The sequence below is a fragment of the Pseudomonas syringae group sp. 247E2 genome, assembly GCF_032587795.1.
Taxonomy (GTDB): Bacteria; Pseudomonadota; Gammaproteobacteria; order Pseudomonadales; family Pseudomonadaceae; genus Aquipseudomonas; species Aquipseudomonas amygdali.
The window spans coordinates 224,499-250,220 of sequence record NZ_JAWHPK010000037.1 but is presented as its reverse complement, the minus strand read 5'-3'; the positions used below and the strand labels follow the sequence as shown (position 1 = coordinate 250,220).

The 25,722-nt window shown below is 57.8% G+C and carries 20 protein-coding genes; 4 read left to right on the top strand and 16 right to left on the bottom strand.

Going from position 1 to position 25,722, the window contains the following annotated elements; genetic code table 11:
* Nucleotides 1–8 precede the first annotated feature (8 nt).
* The 12 genes from RYC18_RS25870 to RYC18_RS25815 form a co-directional block, all read right to left on the bottom strand.
* Entirely contained in the window at nt 9–1,214 is a 1,206-nt protein-coding gene (locus RYC18_RS25870; protein WP_005777510.1) for an amino acid deaminase, read from the bottom strand.
* Nucleotides 1,215–1,230: 16 nt separating this feature from the next.
* The gene (locus RYC18_RS25865; protein WP_005743633.1) at nt 1,231–1,995 is read right to left on the bottom strand and encodes an IclR family transcriptional regulator; all 765 of its coding nucleotides are present in this window, start codon (nt 1,993–1,995) and stop codon (nt 1,231–1,233) included.
* 82 nt (nt 1,996–2,077) lie between these two features.
* On the bottom strand, nt 2,078–2,464 hold the full coding sequence (locus RYC18_RS25860; protein WP_005743631.1) for a RidA family protein: 387 nt from the start codon (nt 2,462–2,464) through the stop codon (nt 2,078–2,080).
* Nucleotides 2,465–2,504: 40 nt separating this feature from the next.
* Complete coding sequence (locus RYC18_RS25855) at nt 2,505–3,290, bottom strand: amino acid ABC transporter ATP-binding protein (protein ID WP_005777512.1); 786 nt, start codon at nt 3,288–3,290, stop codon at nt 2,505–2,507.
* The gene (locus RYC18_RS25850; protein WP_005777514.1) at nt 3,287–3,949 is read right to left on the bottom strand and encodes an amino acid ABC transporter permease; all 663 of its coding nucleotides are present in this window, start codon (nt 3,947–3,949) and stop codon (nt 3,287–3,289) included. The genes RYC18_RS25855 and RYC18_RS25850 overlap by 4 nt, the downstream gene beginning before the upstream one ends.
* A gap of 9 nt (nt 3,950–3,958) precedes the next feature.
* Nucleotides 3,959–4,621, bottom strand: a complete 663-nt coding sequence (locus RYC18_RS25845) for an amino acid ABC transporter permease (RefSeq protein WP_005777516.1) — start codon at nt 4,619–4,621, stop codon at nt 3,959–3,961.
* A gap of 63 nt (nt 4,622–4,684) precedes the next feature.
* Nucleotides 4,685–5,536 carry a transporter substrate-binding domain-containing protein gene (locus tag RYC18_RS25840; protein ID WP_005777518.1) on the bottom strand — a complete coding sequence of 284 codons (852 nt, stop codon included), beginning with the start codon at nt 5,534–5,536 and terminating at the stop codon, nt 4,685–4,687.
* A gap of 346 nt (nt 5,537–5,882) precedes the next feature.
* Nucleotides 5,883–6,242: a hypothetical protein gene (locus tag RYC18_RS25835; protein ID WP_004665522.1), complete on the bottom strand. Its 360-nt coding sequence runs from the start codon at nt 6,240–6,242 to the stop codon at nt 5,883–5,885.
* Between the two features lie 49 nt (nt 6,243–6,291).
* Nucleotides 6,292–6,735 (bottom strand): hemerythrin domain-containing protein, encoded by a 444-nt coding sequence (locus RYC18_RS25830; protein WP_005743629.1) that lies wholly within the window; start codon nt 6,733–6,735, stop codon nt 6,292–6,294.
* 115 nt (nt 6,736–6,850) lie between these two features.
* Nucleotides 6,851–7,276 carry a DUF3830 family protein gene (locus tag RYC18_RS25825; protein WP_002553696.1) on the bottom strand — a complete coding sequence of 142 codons (426 nt, stop codon included), beginning with the start codon at nt 7,274–7,276 and terminating at the stop codon, nt 6,851–6,853.
* A gap of 117 nt (nt 7,277–7,393) precedes the next feature.
* Nucleotides 7,394–7,960: a GNAT family N-acetyltransferase gene (locus RYC18_RS25820; protein WP_162181495.1), complete on the bottom strand. Its 567-nt coding sequence runs from the start codon at nt 7,958–7,960 to the stop codon at nt 7,394–7,396.
* 96 nt (nt 7,961–8,056) lie between these two features.
* Nucleotides 8,057–8,758, bottom strand: coding sequence for a DUF3053 domain-containing protein (locus tag RYC18_RS25815; protein ID WP_005732846.1), 702 nt, complete (start codon nt 8,756–8,758; stop codon nt 8,057–8,059).
* 858 nt (nt 8,759–9,616) lie between these two features.
* On the opposite strand from RYC18_RS25815, the gene RYC18_RS25810 reads away from it, so the two are divergent.
* Together RYC18_RS25810 and RYC18_RS25805 are read left to right on the top strand one after the other, a co-directional pair.
* Nucleotides 9,617–10,465 (top strand): hypothetical protein, encoded by an 849-nt coding sequence (locus tag RYC18_RS25810; protein ID WP_005777524.1) that lies wholly within the window; start codon nt 9,617–9,619, stop codon nt 10,463–10,465.
* Nucleotides 10,466–10,863: 398 nt separating this feature from the next.
* The gene (locus RYC18_RS25805; protein ID WP_002553692.1) at nt 10,864–12,453 is read left to right on the top strand and encodes an ABC-F family ATPase; all 1,590 of its coding nucleotides are present in this window, start codon (nt 10,864–10,866) and stop codon (nt 12,451–12,453) included.
* Between the two features lie 63 nt (nt 12,454–12,516).
* On the opposite strand, the gene RYC18_RS25800 is transcribed toward RYC18_RS25805, so the two are convergent.
* Nucleotides 12,517–13,650, bottom strand: coding sequence for a lactonase family protein (locus tag RYC18_RS25800; protein ID WP_042915760.1), 1,134 nt, complete (start codon nt 13,648–13,650; stop codon nt 12,517–12,519).
* 164 nt (nt 13,651–13,814) lie between these two features.
* Between RYC18_RS25800 and RYC18_RS25795 the strand changes: the two genes are divergently transcribed.
* Both RYC18_RS25795 and RYC18_RS25790 read left to right on the top strand, forming a co-directional pair.
* Nucleotides 13,815–15,008 (top strand): MFS transporter, encoded by a 1,194-nt coding sequence (locus RYC18_RS25795; RefSeq protein WP_005743621.1) that lies wholly within the window; start codon nt 13,815–13,817, stop codon nt 15,006–15,008.
* A 252-nt stretch (nt 15,009–15,260) separates the two neighbouring features.
* Entirely contained in the window at nt 15,261–17,924 is a 2,664-nt protein-coding gene (locus RYC18_RS25790) for an autotransporter outer membrane beta-barrel domain-containing protein (protein WP_005743620.1), read from the top strand.
* 16 nt (nt 17,925–17,940) lie between these two features.
* Here RYC18_RS25790 and glgB read toward each other — a convergent pair whose 3' ends face one another.
* Genes glgB through RYC18_RS25775 form a run of 3 tightly spaced genes read right to left on the bottom strand, consistent with a single transcriptional unit; the run spans nt 17,941 to nt 25,527 of the window.
* Nucleotides 17,941–20,166: a 1,4-alpha-glucan branching protein GlgB gene (gene glgB / locus RYC18_RS25785; RefSeq protein ID WP_005743619.1), complete on the bottom strand. Its 2,226-nt coding sequence runs from the start codon at nt 20,164–20,166 to the stop codon at nt 17,941–17,943.
* Nucleotides 20,163–23,489, bottom strand: coding sequence for a maltose alpha-D-glucosyltransferase (gene treS / locus RYC18_RS25780; protein WP_005743618.1), 3,327 nt, complete (start codon nt 23,487–23,489; stop codon nt 20,163–20,165). The genes glgB and treS overlap by 4 nt, the downstream gene beginning before the upstream one ends.
* Before the next feature lie 19 nt (nt 23,490–23,508).
* Nucleotides 23,509–25,527: an alpha-1,4-glucan--maltose-1-phosphate maltosyltransferase gene (locus tag RYC18_RS25775; protein WP_316887021.1), complete on the bottom strand. Its 2,019-nt coding sequence runs from the start codon at nt 25,525–25,527 to the stop codon at nt 23,509–23,511.
* Nucleotides 25,528–25,722: the final 195 nt, after the last annotated feature.

Sequence of the window (25,722 nt, the reverse complement as noted above, 5' to 3'; positions counted from 1 at the left end):
TACCGGAATTAGAAATAGGTGCTGAAAGGCTCGATCACTCGCATATCATTATCCACCAGACAACCTGAACGCCACTTGTCGAAGGTCAGACACGGGTGTGAGGTACCGAAGGAAATGATGTCGCCAACCTTCAACTCGCATCCGGGCGCGACTGTCATGAAAGCGTGCTGATCCATCACAGCAGTCACCTTGCAGGCACTGACGTCGTCGCCTGATGCAGGCTGCACACCCGCCTTGTAACGCAGCAGCGGGTTGGGCAAGCCGGCATCGTAGGCAACGTCGCGCTTGCCCATGGCGATCACCGCAAAACCCGGCTCCGGCATGGACTGCACATGCGCCCAGACCTCCAGCGCAGGGCGCAGCGCTTCGCTCAGCTCGGTACGTCGGTCCAGCACGCAGCACTGCGCGTCCTTGTAGATGCCGTGGTCATGCACCACATAACTGCCGGGGCGCAGCACGCTGAGGAACCGTTCGCGAACGGCCCGGGCATCGAATGCTTCAGCGATCAGGTCGTACCACGCCGAGCCGGATGCAGTGACAATCGGGCGATCCAAAGCGAATGCGCCCTTGTCCTGCAGGTCGACAGCCAGGCGCACCAGCGACGCCGCAAAAGCCTTGATGCCATCGATGGCATGGTCGCCGTGGATGACGCCTTCGTAACCCTCGATACCCGTCAACGCCAGCGCCGGTTGCGCCTGAACAGCATCCGCCAGGGCCAAGACCTGCTCTTCGGTACGGCAGCCGCAGCGTCCACCGGGTACGCCATATTCGATCATCACGTTCAGGCGCAGGCCGCGTGCCGCGAAAAACTGGCCCAGTGCAGCGACATTGTCCGGGTGATCGACCATGCAGTGAAACTCGAACATCGGGTCAGCCAACAGATCGGCAATCACCGCCATGTTCGGCGCGCCGACCAGCTGATTGGCCATTAACACCCGCCGTACGCCATGCGCATAAGCGGCCTGGGTCTGGACCGCCGTGGCGAGGGTCATGCCCCATGCGCCCGCGTCCAACTGTCGCCGAAACAGCGCTGGCACCATGCTGGTCTTGCCATGCGGTGCAAGCTCTGCACCGCTGTCAGTGACAAAACGTTGCATCCAGCGAATATTGTGATCCAGCGCCTGACGATGGATGACCAGTGCAGGCAGGCTGACATCAGTGACCAGGCTGTCACCCGGTTGCGCAATACCCTTGTCCATTACGGCGGTGCTCATCAGTAATCTCCTGCAGTTATTCGTTGATTCGACGAGCCAGGCTGTTGGCGCTGTCGATCAGCACCCGCCGATAATCGTCGTAATGGGTCTTGGCATCGGCACGCGGCGCGACAATGCACAGGGTTGCGATGCACTGACCGTGCTCGTTTTTCACCGGCGCGGCGAAGCAGTGCGTGAAGGTGTCGGCCACGCTATCGAAGGAGAAGAAACCCTCTTCGCCTGCCTTACGGATCTCCCGCAAAAAGGTTTCCAGCGGCAGACGCTCGCCACCCGGGAGGATGAAATCTTCGGGATCAATCAGGTCGATGATCTGCTGATCGCTGAGGTGGCTGAGCAGCAGACGCCCGGAAGCGGTCCACGGGATGGGCGCGTTTTCACCGATGTCCGAGGAAATCCTGAAATGCCGCTCACCCTCTTTCATCAGCGCAACGGTGTATTTCCGGCCGTTGAGCAGGCACATCTGCGCGGTTTCCCGCGTCTGGCTGACGATCTCGCCCAGGCAGACTTCCGCCTCGCGAGTGAAATCGAAGTGCCGCAAGTGTGCCTGCCCCAGAAAATACAATTGACGGCCCAGATAGACATGCCCGTCCTTGCCCACCGTCTCCAGAATCCGCCGCTCCAGCAACGATGCCACCAGCTCGTAAACCGTCGATTTGGGGCTGCCGATCCCGCTGGCAATCTCATTGGGGCGCATGGGCCTGGCCTTTTCCTTGAGAAAATCCAGGATATCGAACGCCCGGTCCAGTCCACGTGCCCGGCGCTTGATAGTGTCTTCGGTCATGAGATTCGTTCCTTGGGAAAGCGGCAAGCCAAAAGCCTCAGGTGATCGGGCTTCCGGCTTGCAACGTGTAGCTGTACGTGTGCTATTTGCGTTTGTAGGCAATACAGTCGATTTCGACCTTGCAGTCGACCATCATGCTGGCCTGCACGCAAGCGCGCGCCGGTGCATGCTCGGGGCTGAAGTATTCACCGAACACCTTGTTGAAACTCCAGAAGTCCCGTGGGTCTTCCAGCCACACGCCGACACGTACTACGTCTTCGAGCGCATAACCGGCTTCGTCGAGGATCGCGATCAGATTACGCATGGTCTGGTGGGTCTGCTCGACGATACCGCCGACGATAATCTCGCCATCCTGCGCAGGCACCTGGCCAGAAACGTGCAACCAGCCGTCGGCCTCGACTGCTCGGGCGAATGGACGTGGCTGGCCGCCCCCTGCGGTGCTGCCTGCGCCATAACGGGTAATAGTCATGAGTTTTTCCTTGTCTTGAAGCATTGGACGTCGTGAAACGTTAAAAACGGATGTTCTTGAGAAACTCGCTCAAGCGCGTCGATTTCGGTTGCTCGAACAGTGTCTTGGGTGGCCCCTGCTCCTCGATACGCCCCTGATTCATGAATACAATCTGGTCTGAAACCTCATAGGCGAAACGCATTTCGTGAGTCACCAGCAGCATGGTCATGCCGTCTTCGGCCAGGTCCTTGATAACGCTCAGCACTTCGCCGACCAACTCCGGGTCGAGCGCAGAAGTGACTTCATCGAACAACATCAGGCTGGGATTCATGGCAATGGCACGGGCAATTGCGACCCGCTGCTGCTGACCACCGGACAACTGGCCGGGGAAGTGATTGCGGCGCTCCAGCAGCCCGACCCGGTCCAGCCACTTTTCCGCCAGGGCAATGGCTTGATCCTTGGGCATCTTCTTGACCTTGAGCAAGCCCAGGGTGACGTTCTGCAAGGCGCTGAGGTGCGGAAACAGGTTGAATTGCTGGAAGGCCATGCCGGTCATTGCCCGGTGTTGCGCGATCAGACGCTCCGGATGGCGGGTGCGCTTGCCGTCTACGTTGCTGTAGCCGATGTCCTGCCCCTCAAGACGGATATGCCCGCCCTGAAACTCTTCCAGCAGGTTGACGCAGCGCAGCAAGGTGGTCTTGCCCGAGCCGCTGGAACCGATCAGGGTCACGACATTGCCTTTCTGCATGCGCAGATCGACACCCTTTAGCACCTCCACTGCGCCGTAGGATTTATGCAGGCCCTCGATGCTGAGCAGCGCCGGGCCGGGGTTATGAGTCTGTGTCATGGCAATGCCACCCGTTTTTCGATTTGCCGCCCAAGAAGCTCGATGGCGTAGTTGATTAGAAAGAACAGGAAACCTGCAAACAGGTAGAACTCCAGGGTCATGAACGTGCGCGCAATTACCTGCTGGGTGCTGAGCAGCAGTTCAGCCACACCGATCACCGAAAGCAGCGTCGACGCCTTGACGATCTCGGTCGAGGAGTTGACCCAGGTCGGCAGGATCTGGCGCATGGCCTGAGGCAGCAACACATAGCGCAGCGACTGGCCGAAGCGCAGACCGATGGCCTTGCCGGCTTCCAGTTGGCCACGGGGAATGGCCTGCAGGGCGCCGCGCACGATTTCCGAAACGTGAGAGCCGCAGAACAGCGTCAGGCCTATTGCGCCGGCCTGAAACGCGCTGATCTGCCAACCCAGCGCCGGCACCATGTAAAAGACCGCCAGTACCAGCACGAACACCGGGGTACCGCGAATCAGATCCACATAGAGCCGAATCGGCAAGCGGGCGAAAAAACCGCCGTAGGTCAGCACCAGACCGGCCAGCATGCCGATCAGCGTACCTGCGGCAATCGCCAGCGCCGAGCACTGGATACTGGTCAAAAAGCCGGACCAGAGCACTTCTCGCGCGGTCCACAACTCCTGCAACCAGCCAGGGGGTTGATACATGACAGCCTCCTAGCGGCGAATCGCCAGACGTTGTTCGAGGGTGCGCAAGAGCATGGCGATCACATAGCAGGCCACTACATAGAGTGCAGTGGTCACCAGCCAGGTTTCGATCACCCGGTAGCTTTCGACGTTGATCTTGCGCGCGTAGTAGGTCAGCTCCGGCACCGCAATGGCGGCTGCCAGTGAGGTGTCCTTGAACAGCGAAATGAAGTTGTTGGATAGCGCTGGCAACACGTTGCGCAACATGACCGGCACGATGATGTATGCCCTCACCTGCCACTCGCCCAGACCGATGGCCAACCCTGCTTCGCGCTGACCTTTGTGGATGCTCAGCAAACCGGCACGGAAAACTTCGGTCAGATAGGCGCCAGCGTACAGCGACAGCGTGACAATGAACGACGCCAGCTTGTCCAGGCGAATGCCCAGCCCGGGCAAGGCGAAGTAGATCAGCAGGATCAACACCAGAATGGGCGTGTTGCGCACCACGGTGACGTAGATCGACGCGACAACTCGCAGTGCCTTGTAACGTGACAGCAGCGCAAATGCATTTGCCAACCCGATCACACAGCCGATGGCGATCGAGATCAGGGCCAGTTCCAGCCCCAGGCCCAACCCCGCCAGCAAGCTGGGAAAGTCGCGCCATACGGCATCAAAATTCAATTGATAATTCATGCTTGCCCGTACCTGGCAGGGAAAGCCCGATGGCCTGCCCTGCCCTTGAAGGTCAGAGTGGACTTATTTGTATTCCATCGGGAAACCGATTGCAGGCACAGGCAGATCGACACCGAACCATTGCTTGAACGAAGCGGCGTAAGCCGGGAACTCGACACCGGTCATGGCTTCATGCAAGGCGGTGTTGACGAAGTTCAACCAGTCCTGATCGCCACGTTTGACGGCACAAGCGTAGGTTTGCGGGCTCCAGGCAAAAGCCGGCGAGCGGTAGCGCCCAGGGTTCTGCACCATCAGGTATTTCACCGAAGACTGGTCGGTGGCTGCCGTGTCGGCGCGCCCCGAGTTGATCGCCTGGTACATCAGGTCAACGCTGTCGTACTGATCGACCTTGGCCTTGGGCAGTGCCTGATGCACCAGTTCTTCGGCATATACGTTCTGCAGCACGGCAACGGTCACGCCGTCGCCTGCGGCTTTAAGGTCATCTATTTCCTTGTATTTGCTGTTGGCAGGCAGCAACAACGCTACGCCTTCGCGGTAGTACGGCAAGGTGAACGCCACCTGCTGTGCACGACTGGCGGTAACGGTGATGAACTGGCAACTGATGTCAACCTTGTCGGTCAGCAGGTTGGGAATTCGCGCATCCGAGGACTGCACCACGAACTCGACCTTGCTCGGGTCATTGAACAGGCCCTTGGCGATGATCCTGCCGATGTCGATATCGAAACCCTGCAACTTGCCGTCCGCTCCCTGAAAATGCCATGGGGCATTGGTACTGCCTGTACCCACCACCAGATTGCCACGTTTCAATACTGCATCCAGCTTGCTGCCTTCGGCGGCCTGAGCCGCGTTGACCAGCGTGAATGAGGCTGCAAGGACAAACGCACAAGCTTTCACAAAAGAAGGTCCGCGATGCATGACATAGACTCCGCCGAAGTATTTTTATTCCGCTATAGCGGACAATGGTATGTAACAACGGAATAGATAGCAGAAAGTGTGCCATACGAGGCCTGCGAAAAACACCGCATAAAAATGTCGAGGCAAATCAAAAGGCTGGAGATGAAGGAGTTGATGGCTGGGTGATATTACGGCTTGAGGACATCGCTACCATTTGTCACGTTTGAGTGGTAAGGCCCCACTCTTGTGCGCGCGCGCTATCGAGTACGCAGTACTGGTGCAGGCGCAATGGTCGCGCCGCAGTGAAGATAGGAGGCAAAGCGCCACGAACTGCTTGCCAATGCGGGAGCATTGGCAAGAGATTCAGTCAGAGGCAGGTAGCAATCGCAGCAGATCGCAAGGCGGCCTGGGTATCGCCCTGCGGGGCGTAGAACTCGACAGCAGTGGCAGGACCTTTGGCGTGTACGTCTGCGAAATACCTGGATTCGGTAGTGAACACGGTGAAGCCGCCACCGGAAAGATCATGCAGGAACACATCTGAAGATGTGCCAAACATCGCTTCGTTCTGCCAGGTCACCTGAATGCACTGGGCAACGGCGGCATCCTGCTTGGCACTCGACAGGACCTTGAATGGCCCTGCCGCACGTGCTGAGTTTGAAGGCGCTGCGCACCCGGCCAGAACCGTTGCCGCAATCACCGTTGCGCTCGTCAAAAACAGAAGCTTCATGTCGTGCCTTAGCTGATAAAAAAGCCGATTCTAGCACTGCACGGGCCTGTTACCCCTCAGCCAATTGCTCTTCGTATTCCTTCACGTACTCACCAGCCAGGCTCTCTTTCTGCTTTTCATCAAGTAACTTGCCTGCCATCTGAAAGAACTTCTGCTCTTCTTCCTTCAAGTGGTGATGCACTTTTTCCGACAACTTTTTCGCAGTCGCCAGCCAGGCCGGGCTCGACATCTCGGTTTCATCGAGCTCTTCCATCATCTCGTCCATTTCATGATGCTCGGAAATGGCATGGCGACTGAGGTCCACGCCGTTGTCGTGGGCCATCAGGGGAATGTAGAAAAACCGCTCTTCGGCTGTCTCATGAGCTTGAAGCTCATCCTTGAGCTGTTTGTAGGCTTTTTCCCGTTCGACACTGTCGCCGCTGGTCTGGATCAGTGCGTCGGCGTAACCGCGCTGACGATCATGGCTTTCACGCAATGCTTCAAAGATATTCAAGGTCTTGTCTCCAGGTCGGCTTCCGGGAGCTGGAAGCATTGTGGACTAGACCCCTGGCGAAGATCAGCAGTTCCGAGAAATGCTGGCAAATGACTACTGCGCAATAACCGCAGGCTCAGGCCAGCTCGAAAACCACATCCTGAGCGCCTTCCCAAAGCGTCTTGACGCCCAGTTTGCGAAGGTTTTCCTTGCCTTGAGTGATGGTCAGAAAGTGATTGCCGGCCAGTTGCCCCATCTTGCTGGCGAAACAGCACGAACCGTACGCCAGGATAATCTCGGTTTCGCTGTAACCACCCGGATAAAACAGAATGTCGCCCACAGAAGGATGACTCGTTGCGTTCTCGAAACCGATCAACGTGTCATTCAGCTTCAGTTGATAATCATCCAGCGGCACCCAGCAGCCTTCGCCACTCCAGCGCACATGAATGAATTTCTGCCGATAAGGCAGCAGCTTGAGAAACGCTTCCACCGTTTGCGGCGCATCCGGATTGGCTTCGGCCAGAAACTCGTATCCGCCTGCGGTAATTTTGATGGTGGTCACTGCAACGACTCCTTGAAGGCAACAATGCTCAGAATGATGCGCAAGGATAAACGCGAGTCTTGTGAGGCGTCACGGAGTTCCGCTGCGCTCACAGGGACACACATCTGCAATCGTTGATCAAACAGAATTCCGCGTCAGATTTGACCCGCCGAGCAGTTTGGCGAATAGCCTATTCTCATGCGTTTCGCCCTGAAACTCATAACGTGGCGAACCTTTTACTTCATAACCCTGCCGCGGATAAAACCCCAACGCGCGCGGGTTGCCAACCCAGACAGTCGCCCACATCAACGCCGCCTTTCTGGCCGTAGCGCGCTGCTCGGCGGCTTCGAGTAACAGTCGCCCTGCTCCACATCCAGTGAAGCGTTCCTGCACATAGAGGCGTTGCAACTCGGCAGCCGTCGATACGCCGAGCATCGGGTGATCGACGCACAGCGTTACCTGAGCGAAGCCGATCAGATGCCCAAGAGATTCAGCCACGATAATGAGCGTTTCCGATGCGCCAAGCAGATGCGCAAACGCCTGCGGGGAAAATGCGTCGAGGGCTTCGCGTGCGATGGACTCACGGATGCCCTGCGTTGCGTAGGTGTCGAGAAAGACCTGCATGCCCAGCGCGCTCAGGCATATAGCGTCAGCGGGCACTGCTTCACGCAGGGCAATCGTCGATAAGAGAGGTTTGATTATCAAACAGGCAGGCCCCGGGTCAGGCAAACAGACACGCGAATCATACCCGACATACGGCCTGGCCCGGCAACAAGGCCGGGGCAAGCTGCCAGATCAGTCTCAGCGACCGGTCATGAGCGATTGCAGGCGAGCCTGAGCCTGCTGAGCGTTTTTGCCCTGCTCGTTCAGCTCTTGCAGCAATTTGTTGAGTTCAGCCTGTACGACCGGATCCTTGACGGTTATCGCCGAACCGGAGATATCGATTTGCGATTTGTGCGCGTCCACATAATCGGCAACCTTCAGACCGCTCGAAAACGTGCCCTTTATTTGCGGCAAGACTTCACGGAACGTGTTGGCGGGCACGCTCACAGTCCGGTCATAAGCCTTGTCGTAAACGACTTTCAAGTCATCGGGCTGCTTGAGTTTGGCATGTGCCGCATCGGCCTTGCCCTGCTCGATGGTCAACTTCTCGCCGACCTCATCCAGACCTGTCTGCACGGCAGCCAGGTCTGCGCGACGTTGAATGACATCGCTTACCGAGCGAAAGGATCCTTTCTGCATCAAGCCAGCGAGAGGCTGCACTGCAGTGTCCATGCCCGCGCCGAAGTCGGAAATAACGGCATAGTGCGAGCTGTAGTCACCAAAGGCTTTCTTTTCATCGTCCGTCAGTTTGGGAACGTGCACACCTGGCTTGTCGATAATTCGGGTTTGCAGAAACTGAGTGAACGCAGTGCGTTGTTCGGGCTCCTTATCCCCGCAGCCAGTCAGCAACAGGGGTAAAGCAACAGCCAGCAGCAAGACTGGACGGAAAAGGGACTTCATGTCAGGAACCTCCGGGTGATGAGAATGCGCGCTCATAGGCACGGCCCGATGAACGCGAGCGTGCTTATAGTCTCGTCGTCACCTCATCTAGTTCCGCGACAGGTGAATTTTGAGAAGTCCCGTCCCCAGACCGGCTCACGGAAAATCCGCTCCTTCTCAGCTATTTGAGTCAACAAACGCGAGTACTTCATAGCTTCGGCGCGACAGCACTAGCCAGGCAAAAGCTCGCCTCGCGGCGCCCGCCTGGAAAGTTCATTAACTTTTCTTCATGAGGTGAAACGTTTCAGCGGCTAGTCTTCAGCGGACCGACAAAGTGAACAACAGGAGTCAATCACTATGTTTGCACACGAGGGCCTTGGCCTGATCCTTGTCTCCATCGTCTTTCTGCTCGGAGCGATTGCGATGTTCATTCACCCTTTCCACGCGTTGGGGAGCTGGTTCAGGAGGAAGCGGCAGGAACGGAAATCCGATTAGCCACCAACAAATTCGTCACAACAAGGAGGCCCGGTAATAGCCGGGCCTTGCAGCCTCACCCTCTCGCGCCTTCCTTCCCCCGCACAGCGCCAAGACTGTGTGCATACACAGTATTGTTGCGTTAAGTGCATCTAGCGACAGGAGCATTAACCACTAGTTTGATACTAGCCAATTAACATTAAACAACGCCGCGCGCCATGCCTTACATCCGAGAACATTGTAAAGAAATGGCAAATTCTCAAAAATGAGCCATCAATCTGTGGCGTGATGTTTCCAGTATGATACGCTTTCGAAACTCTTTGATGTTGAACTAATGGCCACCAGCCAGTAGTATTGCGCGCAAAATGTCCCAACTAATTTGCCACTAGTGCTTACAGGGTAGTCATGACTAGTCAATCCATCAATGCGACTGCTTATCTTCGCAAATCGGCTGAAGACCACATTCCGAAGCCGACCCGCGTACTTGATTTCGGCAAATGTAGAGGCACCAGAAAAGGCCCGGTTCTTCTGATTGGCTCAGGTCAATCTGCCCGAAACTTCCCGATTCAAGATTTTTCGGACGTCCCTATGATTACCATGAACGGGGCGTTCTCGATGTTTGCAGAAACGAACATCAAACCATTGTTCTACGTGTGTACTGACCGGGACTTTCCCAATCAGCAGCCCGAGCTGTTCGCCGCGGCAATGCGCGAGAGCGAGAATGTCGGCCTCTGGGAAGACCAGTTCAGCTCCGGCATTCCCAGGCCTTCCGGGCGCGCCTATGCGCTGAAGAAATCACCGAGGTTATCCACGGTTGCGGCGCTCTGCTCACGAGACGACGCACTGGTCAGAAAAGTGTCTTTATGGAGTCATAGAAGCAGGGATATCGGCTTCAGCAAAAACCTGGAATTGGGGTTTTTCGACGCTCGCACGGTCATGTATCTCGCCTTGCAATTGTCTTATCACCTTGGTTTTGATAGCGTCTTTCTTGTGGGCTTTGATATGAACCAGTCTGCAGGCCGATTCTATGAATCGTCGACAGATGTGTGCTCGCCTTGTGGACTGGACCAGCACTACGAATCAAGAATTCTCCCGTCACTGGAACTTATGTCGAAGCATGTAGTCGGGGATGATTTTCAAGTGTTCAATTTATCCGACAGCTCGCGAGTTCCGGATGAAGTCATTCCCAAGTTGAGCATTGATGAAGCCCGGCTTAAAGTAAGCGTTGCCCGTTACAGCGCTAGCCGAACGTAAACGACCTCCCGATCAGGCAATGTGACGACTCAGTATCTTTCTTCTGCGACTTCTTTTGAAATCGCGCCTGCCTCTGCCTTGTGCACACGCTTTGAGCAAGGCTACCCAACAGGCTCCTGAGCAGGCCGGAACGTGGACAACTCGGCAATCCGGCACCGTCCACCATGTCACTGCCGCCCGACCTATGCGACAATGCGCGCCAATGTCTGGCATGAACCCCCACATTCATATCCCGGCAACGCGGCCATGGCAGGCTGCCGTTGCTGTAGACGTATGCCCGTTGGATCAGCTCATGCTCAGGCGGAGCAGGCTGAACAGCTCCGGTCGGGTCTAAAACCCGACACCCGCTGACACCAGCGCTCCCCAGTTATTGCCCAAGTTATTGATAGGTAAAGTAATTGATCTCCACAGCTAACATCACGATGCAGTTCGGCCCCAAACCCTTGTTCGAGAACGTCTCGGTCAAGTTTGGCGCCGGTAACCGTTACGGCCTTATTGGCGCGAACGGCTGCGGCAAGTCCACCTTCATGAAAATCCTCGGTGGCGACCTCGAGCCTTCGGGCGGTCAGGTGATGCTGGAGCCGAACGTACGACTGGGTAAGCTGCGCCAGGATCAGTTCGCCTACGAAGAATTCACGGTGCTCGACACCGTGATCATGGGCCATGAAGAGCTGTGGAAGGTCAAGGCCGAGCGCGACCGCATCTACTCGCTGCCGGAAATGAGCGAAGACGACGGCATGGCCGTGGCCGAGCTGGAAACCGAGTTTGCGGAAATGGACGGCTACACTGCCGAGTCCCGTGCCGGCGAACTGCTGCTGGGCCTGGGTATCGGCATCGAGCAGCACAACGGTCCTATGAGCGAAGTATCGCCCGGCTGGAAACTGCGCGTGCTGCTCGCGCAGGCACTGTTCTCCGATCCGGAAGTGCTGTTGCTCGACGAACCGACCAACCACCTGGACATCAACACCATTCGCTGGCTGGAAAACATCCTCACCCAGCGCAACAGCCTGATGATCATCATCTCCCACGACCGTCACTTCCTGAACAGCGTGTGCACGCACATGGCCGACCTGGATTACGGCGAGTTGCGCCTGTTCCCGGGCAACTATGACGAGTACATGACCGTCGCGACCCAGTCCCGCGAGCAATTGCTGTCCGACAACGCCAAGAAGAAGGCACAGATCTCCGAGCTGCAATCGTTCGTCAGCCGCTTTTCGGCCAACGCATCGAAAGCCAAGCAGGCAACGTCCCGAGCCAAGGCGATCGACAAGATCCAGCTGGCCGAGGTCAAGCCGTCCAGCCGTGTCAGCCCGTTCATTCGTTTCGAACAAACCAAAAAGCTGCACCGTCAGGCGGTCATTGTCGATCGCATGGCCAAAGGCTTCGATGGCAAGACACTGTTCAAGGACTTCAGCTTCCAGGTCGAAGCCGGCGAACGTGTTGCAATCATCGGTCCGAACGGCATCGGCAAGACCACCCTGCTGCGCACCCTGGTCAACGAGTTGCAACCCGATGCAGGCACGGTCAAGTGGACCGAAGCAGCGGAAATCGGTTACTACGCTCAGGACCACGCTCACGATTTTGAAGACGAATCTACCCTCTTCGACTGGATGGGCCAGTGGACGCAAGGCGGCGAGCAAATGGTACGTGGCACTCTGGGCCGCATGCTGTTCTCCAATGACGAGATCCTCAAGTCGGTCAAAGTGATTTCCGGTGGTGAACAGGGCCGCATGCTGTTCGGCAAGCTGATCCTGCAAAAACCGAACGTGCTGGTGATGGACGAACCGACCAACCACCTGGACATGGAATCCATCGAAGCGCTGAACCTTGCGCTGGAAAACTACCCGGGCACCCTGATTTTCGTCAGCCACGACCGCGAGTTCGTGTCCTCGCTGGCAACCCGCATCATCGAACTCAGCCCAAGCGGCGTGATCGACTTCAGCGGTACCTACGACGACTACCTGCGCAGCCAGGGCGTTTCGTTCTAAGCCTGTCAGGCTGCTACAGCAAAAAGCCCTGTCTTGTGACAGGGCTTTTTATTTTCAAAACCGCTACTGGCCCGGCTGGCTGAGCATTTCAATCCACAGCGCACCCTTGCCCGAGGGCGCTTCGCTGACCCGCTGCAAGGCACCGTTCGCCGCAATGGCGTAACTACCGACCTTGTCGCTTTTCTCACCGCTCACCAGCAACCAGCGCCCATTGGGTGACACAGCGATATTGCGTGGCTGTTTTTCCTGCACCGGATAGTTTTCGACAAACGTCACCTTGCCACTGGCAGGCTCGATCTTGAACACCGACACGCTGCTGGTGGTGCGCTCGCTGATAAACAGCCACTTGCCATTCGGCGCGAGGCGAATGTCTGCCGCCCAGATACGCGGGGTAGGATCGTCCTTGAGATCGTTGTTGCGTGCATCGCGGGCTTGCCCCTGCGCCAGGTTCAAGCGTTTCGGGATACCGTCCGCCTCGCCTGTCTGCTTCAACGCACCGGTTTTCTGGTTGATCGCGAAGGCAGTGACGGTGCCACTCATTTCGCCAACCACGTACAGAAATTTGCCATCGGAAGAGAATGCCAAGTGGCGCGGGCCGGTATTCTCGGCAACCGCAACGTAGCCCTCGCCAATGGGAACAAGCTTGCCGTCTTTTGGCTCCAGCCGGTATTGCAGAACACGATCAACGCCAAGATTACCGGCGTATACAAAACGGTTGCTCGGGTCGGTGCGCACCGAATGCGCATGCATGCCGGTCTTGTAGGTCTGGATACTGTCGCTTGGGCGGTGTTGCGCATCGATGGGCTGTACGCTGAGCAAATCGGCACCATAGGATGCGCCGAACAGGAAGCGCCCGCTGCGATCGGTAGACAAATAGGCCAGGCTCTCGGCCAATGGTGCCTGGCTCAGCGGCTTGAGATGCCCTGTTGCAGGCTCGATGCTGAAACTCAGCACTTGATAAGGCTTGGAACGCAGCGCTGCAAATAACGCTTTGCCGTCCGGTGAGATGGCCATCGGATTGACCTGGTCTCCGGCTTTGGTCTGCTCGACCAGGCTGAGCGCGCCGCTCTGCTCATCCAGACGGTATTGGGATATAAGGCCGTCAGTGGGACTGGAAATGTAAGCAAACGTGGCTGCCTGGGCAGGCAGGCCAAACGAACAACCGACTGCAGCGGCCAGCAATAGAATATTTCTCATGGTGAACCTTTTTATTATTGTGGTGTGATCAGTCATCCTATGACCATATCTACAGAACAGCAACTGCCTGATAATCAGCCCCCATAAAACCGTTAGCCTGCTTTCTTTTAGTCACAGTGCACGCCATGATGAGGCACTCCCACCGCCTGCCAGCGAAGAGCCCAATGCCTGCCGCACACTCCGGTTCCATGACGATTACCCTGCAGATCGTTTCCATCGTTTTATACACCTTCATCGCCTTCCTGTGCATCGGCCTGCCTATTGCGGTGCTGCCCGGCTATGTTCACGACCAGCTGGGTTTCAGCCCGTTGATTGCAGGCCTGACCATTGCCTCGCAATACCTGGCAACGCTGCTGAGTCGACCTTTTGCCGGCCGGGCGACCGACACGCTGGGCAGCAAGCGCTCTATCGTGTTCGGACTGTGGGGCATCGTCATCAGTGGCAGCATGACGTTACTGGCAACGCTGCTTCAGGAGTTCGCCACGTTGAGCCTGTTGATTCTGATCGTTGCGCGACTGTTTCTCGGCGTTTCCCAAGGGCTTATCGGAGTTGGCACTATCAGTTGGTGCATCGGCAAACTCGGCGCAGAACATACGGCCCGATCAATCTCGTGGAACGGCATCGCGTCCTATGGTGCGATAGCCATTGGTGCACCGCTGGGCGTGATTGTCATTGATGCCGTGGGTTTCAACAGCCTGGGGATCGCCTTGATCGTGATGGCAGGGCTGGCACTTTGGCTGATCCGCAACAAGCCATCGGTACCGGTCGTAGTCGGTGAGCGCCTGCCCTATTGGTCAGTGTTCGGCCGGATCGCGCCTTATGGTCTGGGACTGACGTTGTCCTCCATCGGCTACGGCACGCTGACCACCTTCATCACCCTGTTTTATCTAAGCCGCGGCTGGGAAGGTGCGGCCTATTGCCTGAGCATGTTTGGCGTGTGCTTTATCCTCGCCCGCCTGCTGTTCATCGGTGCCATCAACCGCCTCGGCGGCTACAACGCGGCCATCGTCTGCATGGCTGTGGAGATCTGCGGACTGCTGATGCTCTGGCTTTCACCGAGCAGCGGCATTGCTCTGGCTGGGGCCGGACTAACCGGTGTGGGGCTTTCACTGGTCTACCCGGCGCTGGGCGTGGAAGCGATCAAAAGCGTACCTACCCCCAGCCGAGGCGCAGGCCTGAGTGCCTACGCTGTGTTCTTCGATCTGGCCTTGGCAATTGCCGGCCCTGTAATGGGGGCTATTGCCTTGGGTCAGGGCTATGACTGGATATTTTTTTACGCGGCGTTGCTGTCGGTGTGCGCGCTGGCGCTGACAATCTGGTTATCACGCCGCACCGCCAACCAAACATATCCAGCATGAACACTACTTTTAGCGCATAAGTTTTTTACTTGTAATTCCAATAGTTGGTAGAAAAAGTTTAAATCTCGCCACCGGTCGGTCAACTTCTTGACGCATCGGCCAACGACCTCTTGACTTCGTACTGCGGGCCTTGAAAACAGGCCCGCAAAGCGACCGTCGCCAGCCTTGGGGCGACGTCACTGAGCGTGGCAGTCTGGCGCCTTGATCCGTTTCGATTGCCTCCCTGCTGCCTGCCTGGCCGGGAGAGCTGTCATGAAAATCCGTTGTATTCATCTGTACCACACCCGTAATGTTCTGCCATTCATTATGCTGGCCATTATCCCGTCCTGTGCGGAGGGAGCCTGCGCACTTGGGTCCTCGACGTCGTCCGGCGTTCAAGTCTGCGACAGTGACATCAGCGGCCCATTTATCGGTCTGAGCGGCAATCACATTCTGATATTTCCCAAAGGCGGAACAGGCACGGTCGCCGGCGATATCAGCTATGGGTCAGGAATCGACAGCGTTGATATGCAGTCAGGCCGTATTCTCGGCAACGTCACCCAGAGTGCCGGAATCGACTCATTCACGTTGTCGGCGGGCGAGATCAGCGGCGGCCTGAACCAGGGCGACGATCCCGACGACTTTTTCATGAGCGGCGGTACGCTGGGCTCGCTGGCCCAGGGCGACGGGCGAGATACCTTTCTGATGACCGGAGGCACCATCACTCGTGCGTTCGAGGACGGCGACGTTGCGGTGATGACCGGCGGCAGCATTGGCCGAGTTGACATGAAGCTCGACAACAACGTGTTCGAGATGTCCGGTGGCACGATCATCAACAACCTGGTAACCGGCTTTGGCAGGGATACGATCACCCTCTTGGGCGGCTCTGTGGGCGGCAATGTCAGCGTCAGCGGCGGCGACGACCTGATCACCCTCAGCGGTGGCGATATTCGTGGTGAAGTTCGTGCCAGCGCCGGTAATGACAGCTTCAATTGGCTGAACGGTGGCTACGCCCGCAACAGTGTGTTGATGGCCGACGGCGATGATGCGGCGCGGCTGTACAACCTGAGCGAATATTACCTGAGCGCCAACCCGCTGCTTGACGGCGGCCCTGGCAATGACGTGCTGACGTTTGATAACACTGTGTCTTTGCAGCCGGGTCGCTATGGCAACTGGGAGACCGTCAACCTGAGCAACGGCTCGCAGCTGGATCTGGCCGGGGCGCTGGTGCTGGGCGACAGCACAAGCGATACAGGTGCGCTGAATATCGACGCGGGCAGTAGGCTGACCTCAACCTCCGGCAGTGTCGTCCCGTTTAACCCGGCATCCCAAGCCACGCTCGATAATGCCGGAACGCTGGCCCTGATCGGCGCAGGTCATTCGCTCACCGACACACTGACTGTGAGAGGCAATTACACCGGTCGCGATGGGAGACTGCTGTTGCAGTCGGCGCTTGGCGATGACGCATCTGCCAGCGACACGCTGGTAGTTGCACAGGGACATATCAGTGGTTCAACCCGGATAACCGTCAGCCGTTCGGGCGGCCTGGGTGCCTTGACTCAAGGCAATGGCATCGAAGTGGTGCAAGCTATCGAGGGTGCCAGCAGCGACAATGCAGCGTTTTCGTTGCAAGACCCACTGTCCGCTGGTGCCTATCAATATTATCTGTTCAAGGGAGGAGCCTCTGCCGGCTCAGAGAATAGCTGGTTCCTGCGCTCTGCCATGATTTCTCCGCCGCAGCCAGCGCCCTCGCCTGTCGAGCCAGCACCTGAACCAGTACCGTCTCCTTCACCGTCACCCATCCCGACACCTGAACCTGAGCCTATAGCCGAGCCACCAACAACCTCCGAGCCTGCGCCTCAGCCCGCACCGCCCAATCCACCGGTCAGCCCGGTGCCTTCCCTGCCCGCAGCTACATTGCCAGTACCCGCCCCGGGAACCCCGCCATTACCGCAACCTGTTCGCGGCGCAGCGCCGATTGCCCTGTATCGCCCCGAGGTCGCCAATTACTCGGTAGTGACGCCCGTAGCAGCATTACTGACCCAGAGTTCACTGGGCACCTTTCATGAGCGCCAGGGTGATCAGGCGCTACTGGCCCAATACGGCATGGCGCCTGCCGGATGGGCACGTGTGTTTGGCAGCGACTTCAGGCAACGCTGGTCTGGAGACGTGAGCCCAAGCCTGGACGCTTCATTCAAGGGCTACCAGATCGGCCATGATCTGTATGCCTGGCACTTGGAAAACGGGTGGAGCCAGCGCGTCGGGCTGTTCGTCGCGCATAACCGTCTGGATGGCAAGGTGAAGGGTTTTGCTGAAGGTTTCAGAAACTACGAAACAGGCCATCTGAAACTGAACGGGGAAAGCCTGGGTGCCTACTGGACGCTGACGACACCCGGTGGCGGGTACGTTGACGCAGTCGCGATGGGCACTCGCCTGGACGGCCGCAGCCGCTCCGTCAGGGGCTCAGGTGTCGACATTGAAGGCCATGTGATGAGCCTGTCTGCAGAGGCCGGGTATCCGCTGCCACTCTCACAGCGCTGGGTTGCAGAGCCTCAGCTACAGATCATCTACCAACGCATAGACCTTCAGGACCAGCATGACGGCATTGCCCATCTTGGATTCGACAGCCAGGCTTACACCACAGGGCGTATTGGTATGCGTTTCAAGGGCAGCTATCAGGTAGCAGGCGCACCGCTAGAGCCCTACCTACGGGCCAGCTTTTGGCGCACTGCGGGTGGCCATGACGCGCTTACGTTCGATCATGCAGAGCAGATCAGGGCTCAGCATCGGTCAACGACGGGCAGCCTGGGCGCAGGAATGATTGCGAAACTGAGCAACAGCGCCAGTGTGCACTGGAATGCTGACTGCCTCCGTGATCTGGACGACCACGGCGCAGTCGGAACAAGTACCAGCCTGGGCATCAGGCTGGTGTGGTAATGCATAAAACTTTGGCTTACACCTTGACTGGTTTCAGGATCAGCACGGCAAGTGGCGGCAGGTTCAGTTTCAGTGAAGCCTCCATCCCATGTGCTGGCTCGTCTTCGGTGTTCACTTCCCCACCATTGCCCATGTTAGAACCTGCGTAGGTTTCCGCGTCGCTGTTCAGCAACTCAGTCCATGCACCTGACACCGGCGCGCCGACACGATAATCCAGGCGCGGCACTGGCGTCATGTTGGCCACCACCAGCAGCGGCTCGCCATCATTGCTCCAGCGCAGGTAGGCAAACACGCTATTGGCCTGGTCGTCGCCGATCAGCCACTGGAAGCCCGCTGGATCAGCATCGCGCTGGTGCAACGCCTTTTCCTGACGATAGATTCGGTTCAGGTCGCTGACCAGCTTCTTCACGCCAATATGTTCAGCGTATTTCATCAAGTACCAGTCCAGTTCACGGTCGTGATTCCACTCACGCCACTGACCGAATTCACAGCCCATGAACAGCAGTTTCTTGCCCGGGTGCGTCCACATGAACGACAGATAAGCGCGCAGGTTGGCGAACTTCTGCCAGTGGTCACCCGGCATCTTGTCGATCAGCGAATGTTTGCCGTGTACCACTTCGTCATGGGAAATAGGCAGTACGAAGCGCTCTGACCACGCGTACACCAGGCCGAAGCTCAGCTTGCCGTGGTGGTGTCCGCGATTGATCGGGTCCTCCTCCATGTACTGCAGCGAATCATGCATCCAGCCCATGTTCCACTTGTAGTTGAAGCCCAGCCCACCCTGCTGGGTCGGCTCGCTGACACCCGGCCACGCGGTCGACTCTTCCGCAATCACCATGGTCCCTGGGGCTTCCAGCGCAACTACGTCGTTCAAATGACGCAGAAAGTCGATTGCCTCGAGGTTTTCGCGTCCGCCAAAGCGATTTGGCACCCATTCGCCTGCATTACGCGAATAGTCGCGGTACAGCATTGACGCCACCGCATCCACGCGCAGACCGTCGATGTGGTAATGCTTGAGCCAGTGCAACGCCGAAGCCAGCATGAAGCCGTGAACTTCGGTGCGCCCCAGGTTGTAGATCAGCGTGTTCCAGTCCTGATGGAAGCCTTCCTTGGGGTCGGCGTACTCGTACAGCGCGGTGCCGTCGAACTGCGCCAGGCCGTGGGTATCGGTCGGGAAATGCGCAGGCACCCAGTCAAGAATCACGCCTATTTCAGCCCGATGACAGGCGTCAACGAACGCGGCGAAATCTTCCGGCGAACCGTAGCGAGCAGTCGGTGCAAACTGGGCCAGCAACTGATAGCCCCATGACCCCCCGAACGGGTGCTCCATGATCGGCATCAGCTCAATGTGGGTGAAGCCGAGTTCCTTCACATAGGGAATCAAGCGGTCAGCCAGCTCGCGCCAGTTGTACTGTCGCCATTGACCGTCTTCGTGCTGCTCCATCTGCCACGAGCCTGCGTGCAGTTCGTAGATCGACAGCGGCGCGGCAACATCGTGGCGGCCTGTCCGTGATTGCAGCCATTCCTGGTCGTTCCACTCGAATTGCAGTGGCGCAGAGACCTTTGACGCGGTGTCGGGCGGCAGCGTAGTGGCCAGAGCCATAGGGTCGCTTTTCAGCGGTAGAATCCCGTGGGCACCGAGGATCTCGTATTTGTAGACTTCACCGGGCTGCAGACGCGGAACGAAAATCTCCCATACGCCGGTCGGGTGACGCAGGCGCATCGGGTGACGACGACCATCCCAGCTGTTGAAACTGCCGACCACCGACACACGGCGGGCATTCGGCGCCCAGACCGCAAAGCGCACACCGTCGACGCCATCGACGTTGGTCACTTGCGCGCCCAGGCAACTGCTCAGGTCGCGGTGGTTGCCTTCGGCAAACAGATAAAGGTCCATCTCGCCCAGCAGCGGACCGAAGCTGTAAGGGTCCTCGGTGATCTGCTCGCCGCCAGCCCATTGGATTTTCAGCAGGTAAGGCTGTGGCTGCTCGAGATGACCGACGAAAAACCCCGGCACCTCGCTCATTTCCATCTCGCCCAGCTCGCGACCATCATCTTTGGCCAGCAGACGCACGCTCAACGCAGCGGGCAGATAGGCACGAACGTATTGCCCGCTGCCGCCGTCACCGTGCGGACCCAGGATCGAGAAAGGATCACGGTGTTCCGCGCGGATCAGCGCGTCGAGGTCCGCAGCAGCGGGAATCGCGCGGCGGCCTGTGCCGGTTTTGTGAGGCGCATTCATATTGGCTCTCCATCAGACGGTTGCAGCAACCCACGCAAGCCTTGCAAGGGAACGGCCAACCAGGCTGGACGATTCTCGGCTTCGTAGATCACTTCATAAGCAGCTTTTTCAAGAGTGAACAATTCCAGTGCGGCGTCCTCCCCTTTTGCATCTTTCCAGGCATGAGCCATTCCGCTCGTTGCCGAGCGATAACCTTCGATAAAGGCTTCCCGCGCCTGCGCCAGGTAGGTCTCGGCGACACGTTTGCGAGCACCGGCAGCCTCAGGCGAGGTATCGACGCTTTGTGCGCTGCGTACTGCCATGGCGGCAGCGTAGTCAAACGAGCGCAAAACACCGCTGACATCCTTGAACGGGCTGTGCTTGGCACGGCGTTCTTCAAGTGCGCGGGCCGGTTCACCCTCGAAATCGATCAGGTAGGCATCGCCTTTGACCACCAGCACTTGCCCGAGGTGCAAGTCACCATGCACGCGAATCCGCAGGCCACCTGCCGAGCGCTTGGCCAGACCTTCGACGCGCTGACGAATCTGCTTGCGCTGTGCAAGCAAATCGCTGACCAGTTGCTGATCGTCCTGTTCCAGATCGCCCTTGCGCTGCTCAAGCAGTTGCAAGGCGCGCTCAAGCTGAGCATTGACGCTGGTTCCGGAGGCCTTGCTGTCCTGACTGCTGGTGACTTCAACAGCGAAGTCTGCATTGTCGGTAGGCGACGCCAGAATCTGGTGCATTTCACCGAGACGCTGACCAAGGCTACGCGAAAAGTCCGCCAGCTCCAGCAACGCATTGTAATGCTGTTCCTGGCCGGAAACGCCATGCGCCAACTCATCGCGTACTGCGCGTTCCAGATTGTTCTGTGTCCACTCCCAAGCGTCACCCTGATTGCTCAGGTAGCCTTGGGCAATCATCAGCAGATTCGGTTTTCCGTCGTTGCCGACACGCACCACAGAGCCCAGCAACGGCGAGATATTCTTGAAGCCAGCGTTGGTCAGGAAAGCACCCATTTCCAGCTCCGGGTGCGTCCCGGCACTGACTTTACGAATCAGTTTGAGCACCAGGCTGCCACCGACGACCACCGAGCTGTTCGACTGCTCGGCAGACAGGTAGCGCACTTCCGACTCTGCGGTGAGGGCGAGCGGTGCCAGCTGCGAACTTTGCTCGAAACGCAACTCGCCGTCAGCGCAGGGGATGACCGTATCCGACTGCATGCCCTGAATCACTGCACGAATGAAGGTTTCCAGGGTAAACGCATCGGTGATCAGCCCTACATCACGATTACGCCGCACTCTGGCAAGTGCCAGTTGCTGTGGCAACGCGCTGCTGATGTCGTCTTCGGCGAGCAAGCCGAATGGCAGCTGATAGCGATCGGTCTGGCCGTCTGCAGTCACTTCTATTTCGCTGAGCAACACAGGGTGCGCCTCATCGCCGAAACGCACCGCATACGCGATATTGACCTGCTCTATGTCCTTGCCCTTGCCTGCGAACCAGCGGCGTTTTGGCAAGTAAACAGCCAGTGACGTTTTTTCCATGGTGCTGCGCAGCGGCTCTTCGAGCAACTCCTCAAGGCGCTTCTTGAGCACCAGAGTCGGGAAGTCCGGCATGCTCTGCGCGGGTTCAACGTGCCAACTGGGCATTTGATTCTCCGAAGCCAGTAAAAACCAGTAAAAACCATACGGCGGGAGCGTCAGCAAATAGCTTAACTGCCCGATAGGCGGAAATGCGCTGCCACCGAGCATTTCCACCGGCACTGTGCCTGCGTAAGCCGACAGCTCAAGCTCTGCAGCCTGAGCGGCGCTGGAAACGTTGGCAACACACAACACCACTTCGCTGTGACCATCGGGTGCCGTGTACTCGCGGGTATACGCAAGAATGCGGCGGTTCGACGGCGAGAGCATTTTCAGCGTGCCACGCCCGAATGCCTTCTGCTGTTTGCGCACCGCCAGCATGCGTCGATTCCAGTTCAGCAGCGAGTGCGGGTCACGCTCCTGAATTTCGACGTTGACCGACTGAAAGCCGTACATCGGGTCCATGATCGGCGGCAATACCAGGCTGGCCGGGTCGGCCCGCGAAAAGCCGCCGTTGCGGTCGATCGACCATTGCATGGGCGTGCGCACACCGTCCCGGTCGCCCAGGTAGATGTTATCGCCCATGCCGATCTCGTCGCCGTAATACAGCGTCGGCGTGCCGGGCATCGACAACAGCATGCTGTTCAACAGTTCGACCCGGCGGCGGTCCCGATCAACCAGTGGTGCCAAGCGTCGACGAATACCCAGGTTGATCCGCGCGCGGCGGTCAGCGGCATAGTAATTCCAGAGGTAATCACGCTCACGATCCGTCACCATTTCCAAGGTCAGCTCGTCGTGGTTGCGGAGGAAAATCGCCCACTGGCAATTCTCCGGAATTTCCGGTGTCTGGCGCAGAATATCGGTGATCGGAAAGCGGTCTTCCTGCGCCAGCGCCATGTACATGCGCGGCATCAGCGGGAAGTGAAACGCCATGTGACATTCGTCTCCATCCGGCCCCTTGCTGTCGCCGAAATACAGCTGGGTGTCTTCCGGCCATTGATTGGCCTCGGCCAGCAGCATGCGGTCCGGGTAGTTCGCATCGATCTCGGCGCGAATACGCTTGAGCACCTGATGGGTTTCCGGAAGGTTCTCGTTATTGGTGCCATCGCGTTCGATCAGGTACGGGATAGCGTCCAGACGCAAACCGTCAATGCCCAGGTCCAGCCAGAAGCGCATGACTTCAAGCACCGCATCAAGTACATGCGGGTTATCGAAGTTCAGGTCTGGTTGGTGGGAGTAAAAACGGTGCCAGAAGTATTGACCGGCGACCGGGTCCCAGGTCCAGTTGGACGTTTCTGTGTCGAGAAAAATGATCCGCGTGCCGTCGTATTTCTGGTCGGTGTCCGACCAGACATAGAAATCCCGTGCCTTGGAGCCGGGCTTGGCATGACGCGCTTTCTGAAACCACGGGTGCTGGTCGGACGTATGGTTGATAACCAGCTCACTGATCACCCGCAGGCCACGCTTGTGCGCCTGGGCAATGAAGCGCTTGGCATCGGCCATGGTGCCGTAATCGCTATGCACATCGCGGTATTCGGAAATATCGTAGCCATCGTCCCGGCGCGGCGACGGGTAGAACGGCAGCAACCAGATGGTGTTGACCCCCAGCGCGGCAATGTAGTCGAGCTTTTCGATCAAGCCCGCGAAATCGCCGATCCCGTCGTTATTGGAATCGAAGAACGATTTCACATGAACCTGGTAAATCACCGCATCCTTGTACCAGAGCGGGTCTTTGATGAATGTCGCGTCACCGGGCTTCTTGGCCATTATTGACTCCTTGGGAGTGTTATTGCGCAGCCTGGATACGCCAGATTCCAAACGGTTGTGATGGATCAAGACGCGTGTGCTGATACTTGCCGTACCAGGTCCAGCGGTGTCCGGTCATCAGGTCTTCACCCGACGTCGCCGCGTCATCCGGCAGGCCCATTTCCCACAGCGGCAGCTCGAAATCTGCGTCCTGTGCGTTGAAGGGGTCAAGGTTGACGGCAATCAGAATGAAGTTGCTGCCATCCGCCGAACGCTTGCCGAAGTACAGAATGTTGTCATTCCACGCGTTATACAGTTTCAAGCCCAAGTGCGTTTGCAGCGCGGGGTTCTGCCTGCGAATGCGGTTAAGCTGGGCGATCTCGGCAATGATGTTGCCCGGTGCGGCATAGTCCCGAACGCGAATCTCGTACTTTTCCGAGTCCAGATACTCTTCCTTGCCGGGAATCGGTGCCGCTTCACACAACTCAAACCCCGAATACATGCCCCACAGCCCGGAGCCCATGGTGGCCAGCGCTGCACGGATCAGAAATCCAGGACGGCCAGACTCGTGCAGGAAGCGCGGGTTGATATCAGGTGTGTTGACGAAAAAGTTCGGGCGATAGCAATCACGCCAAGGCACGTCGTTTAGCTGGGTGAAATACTCGGACAGCTCTGCCTTGGTGTTGCGCCATGTGAAATACGTGTAGCTCTGGCTGTAACCGACCTTGCCCAGCCGCGCCATCATGGCAGGCTTGGTGAACGCTTCGGCAAGGAACATGACCTCAGGATGCTGATTGCGCACCTCGCCAATCATCCACTGCCAGAAAGGCAGCGGCTTGGTGTGCGGATTATCGACGCGGAAAATCTTCACGCCTTCATTCACCCAGCCCAGAACGATGTCACGCAATTCCAGCCACAGACCAGGAATGGCATCAGGCGCGTAGAAATCGACGTTAACGATGTCCTGATACTTCTTCGGCGGGTTTTCCGCATAGCGGATCGTGCCGTCCGGACGCCATGAGAACCAGCCCGGATGCTGCTTGAGCCAAGGGTGGTCCTGCGAACATTGAATGGCGAAGTCCAGTGCGATTTCCAGCCCGTGATCGGCCGCAGCCTTCACCAGGTTACGGAAGTCTTCACGGCTGCCCAACTGCGGGTGAATGGCTTCATGGCCGCCATCCTCGCTGCCAATTGCGTACGGGCTGCCCGGATCATCCGGCCCTGCGGTCAGAGAGTTGTTCGGCCCCTTGCGATGGGCACGGCCGATAGGGTGAATCGGCGGGAAGTACAACACGTCGAAACCCATGTCGCGGATGATCGGCAGACGCGAATGGACATCGTTGAAGGTGCCGTGGCGCGCAGGGTCATCAGTGATCGAGCGAGGAAACAGCTCGTACCAGCTGGCGAACTGCGCCAGCTCACGCTCGACATCCAGCGGAAATTCAACGCTACGACTCAGGAAGGCCTGATTATCAGCCAGCTTCATCAGGTTTGCGGTTTCGCTGTGCAACAGCAACGCGACTTTCTCGTCTTTATCGCCCTGCTCCAGCTGACCTAGCAGGCTTTCAATCTGCTGGCGCTGCTCGTGCTGGCTGCGCTCAGCGGCATGCACCAGATGAATGCGCCCCTCTTCCAGTTCCAGGTCGACATGCACGCCAGCGCCGAACTTTTTGTCCAGTTCATAACGATAGCTGCCGAACTGATCGATCCAGGCTTCAAGGCGAAACACATAGCGACTGACCGAAGTCGGGGTGAACTCACCGACCCAGCTGTCATTGCCCAGTTCGTGCATTGGCGCGCTATGCCAGGTGTCCTCATCGGCAGCACGCCAGCGGATATTGACCGCCATCTTGTCGTGCCCGTCGGCGTAGACCTTGCTGGTCACGGTGACCGGTTGCCCGATGATCGCCTTGGCCGCAAACAGGCCACCGTCGATCACTGGCAACGTGTCTTCGATCACGATGCGGGGCAATTGCAGCGCCTGGGTCAGTGACAAGGGTTGGGTTGGGTGCGGTACATCGGTGGCCAGGGAATCCGGACCGTATGGCTGTTCACTCATCGAGCATCACTCCTCACGCCCCAGGGACGCTCCTGTGCATTCCATGCAATGGAAAAATTGACGGTATGGCAGCGGACAATCGCGAAATGCAGAAGACTCGTCGAATTCAGCTGCCTAGGTTCCGAGCGGTCAACGAAGGTAAAGTTCAAAGGTTTTGAGGTTGTCAGGTGGGCGCATTGAACATGAGCCAAACGC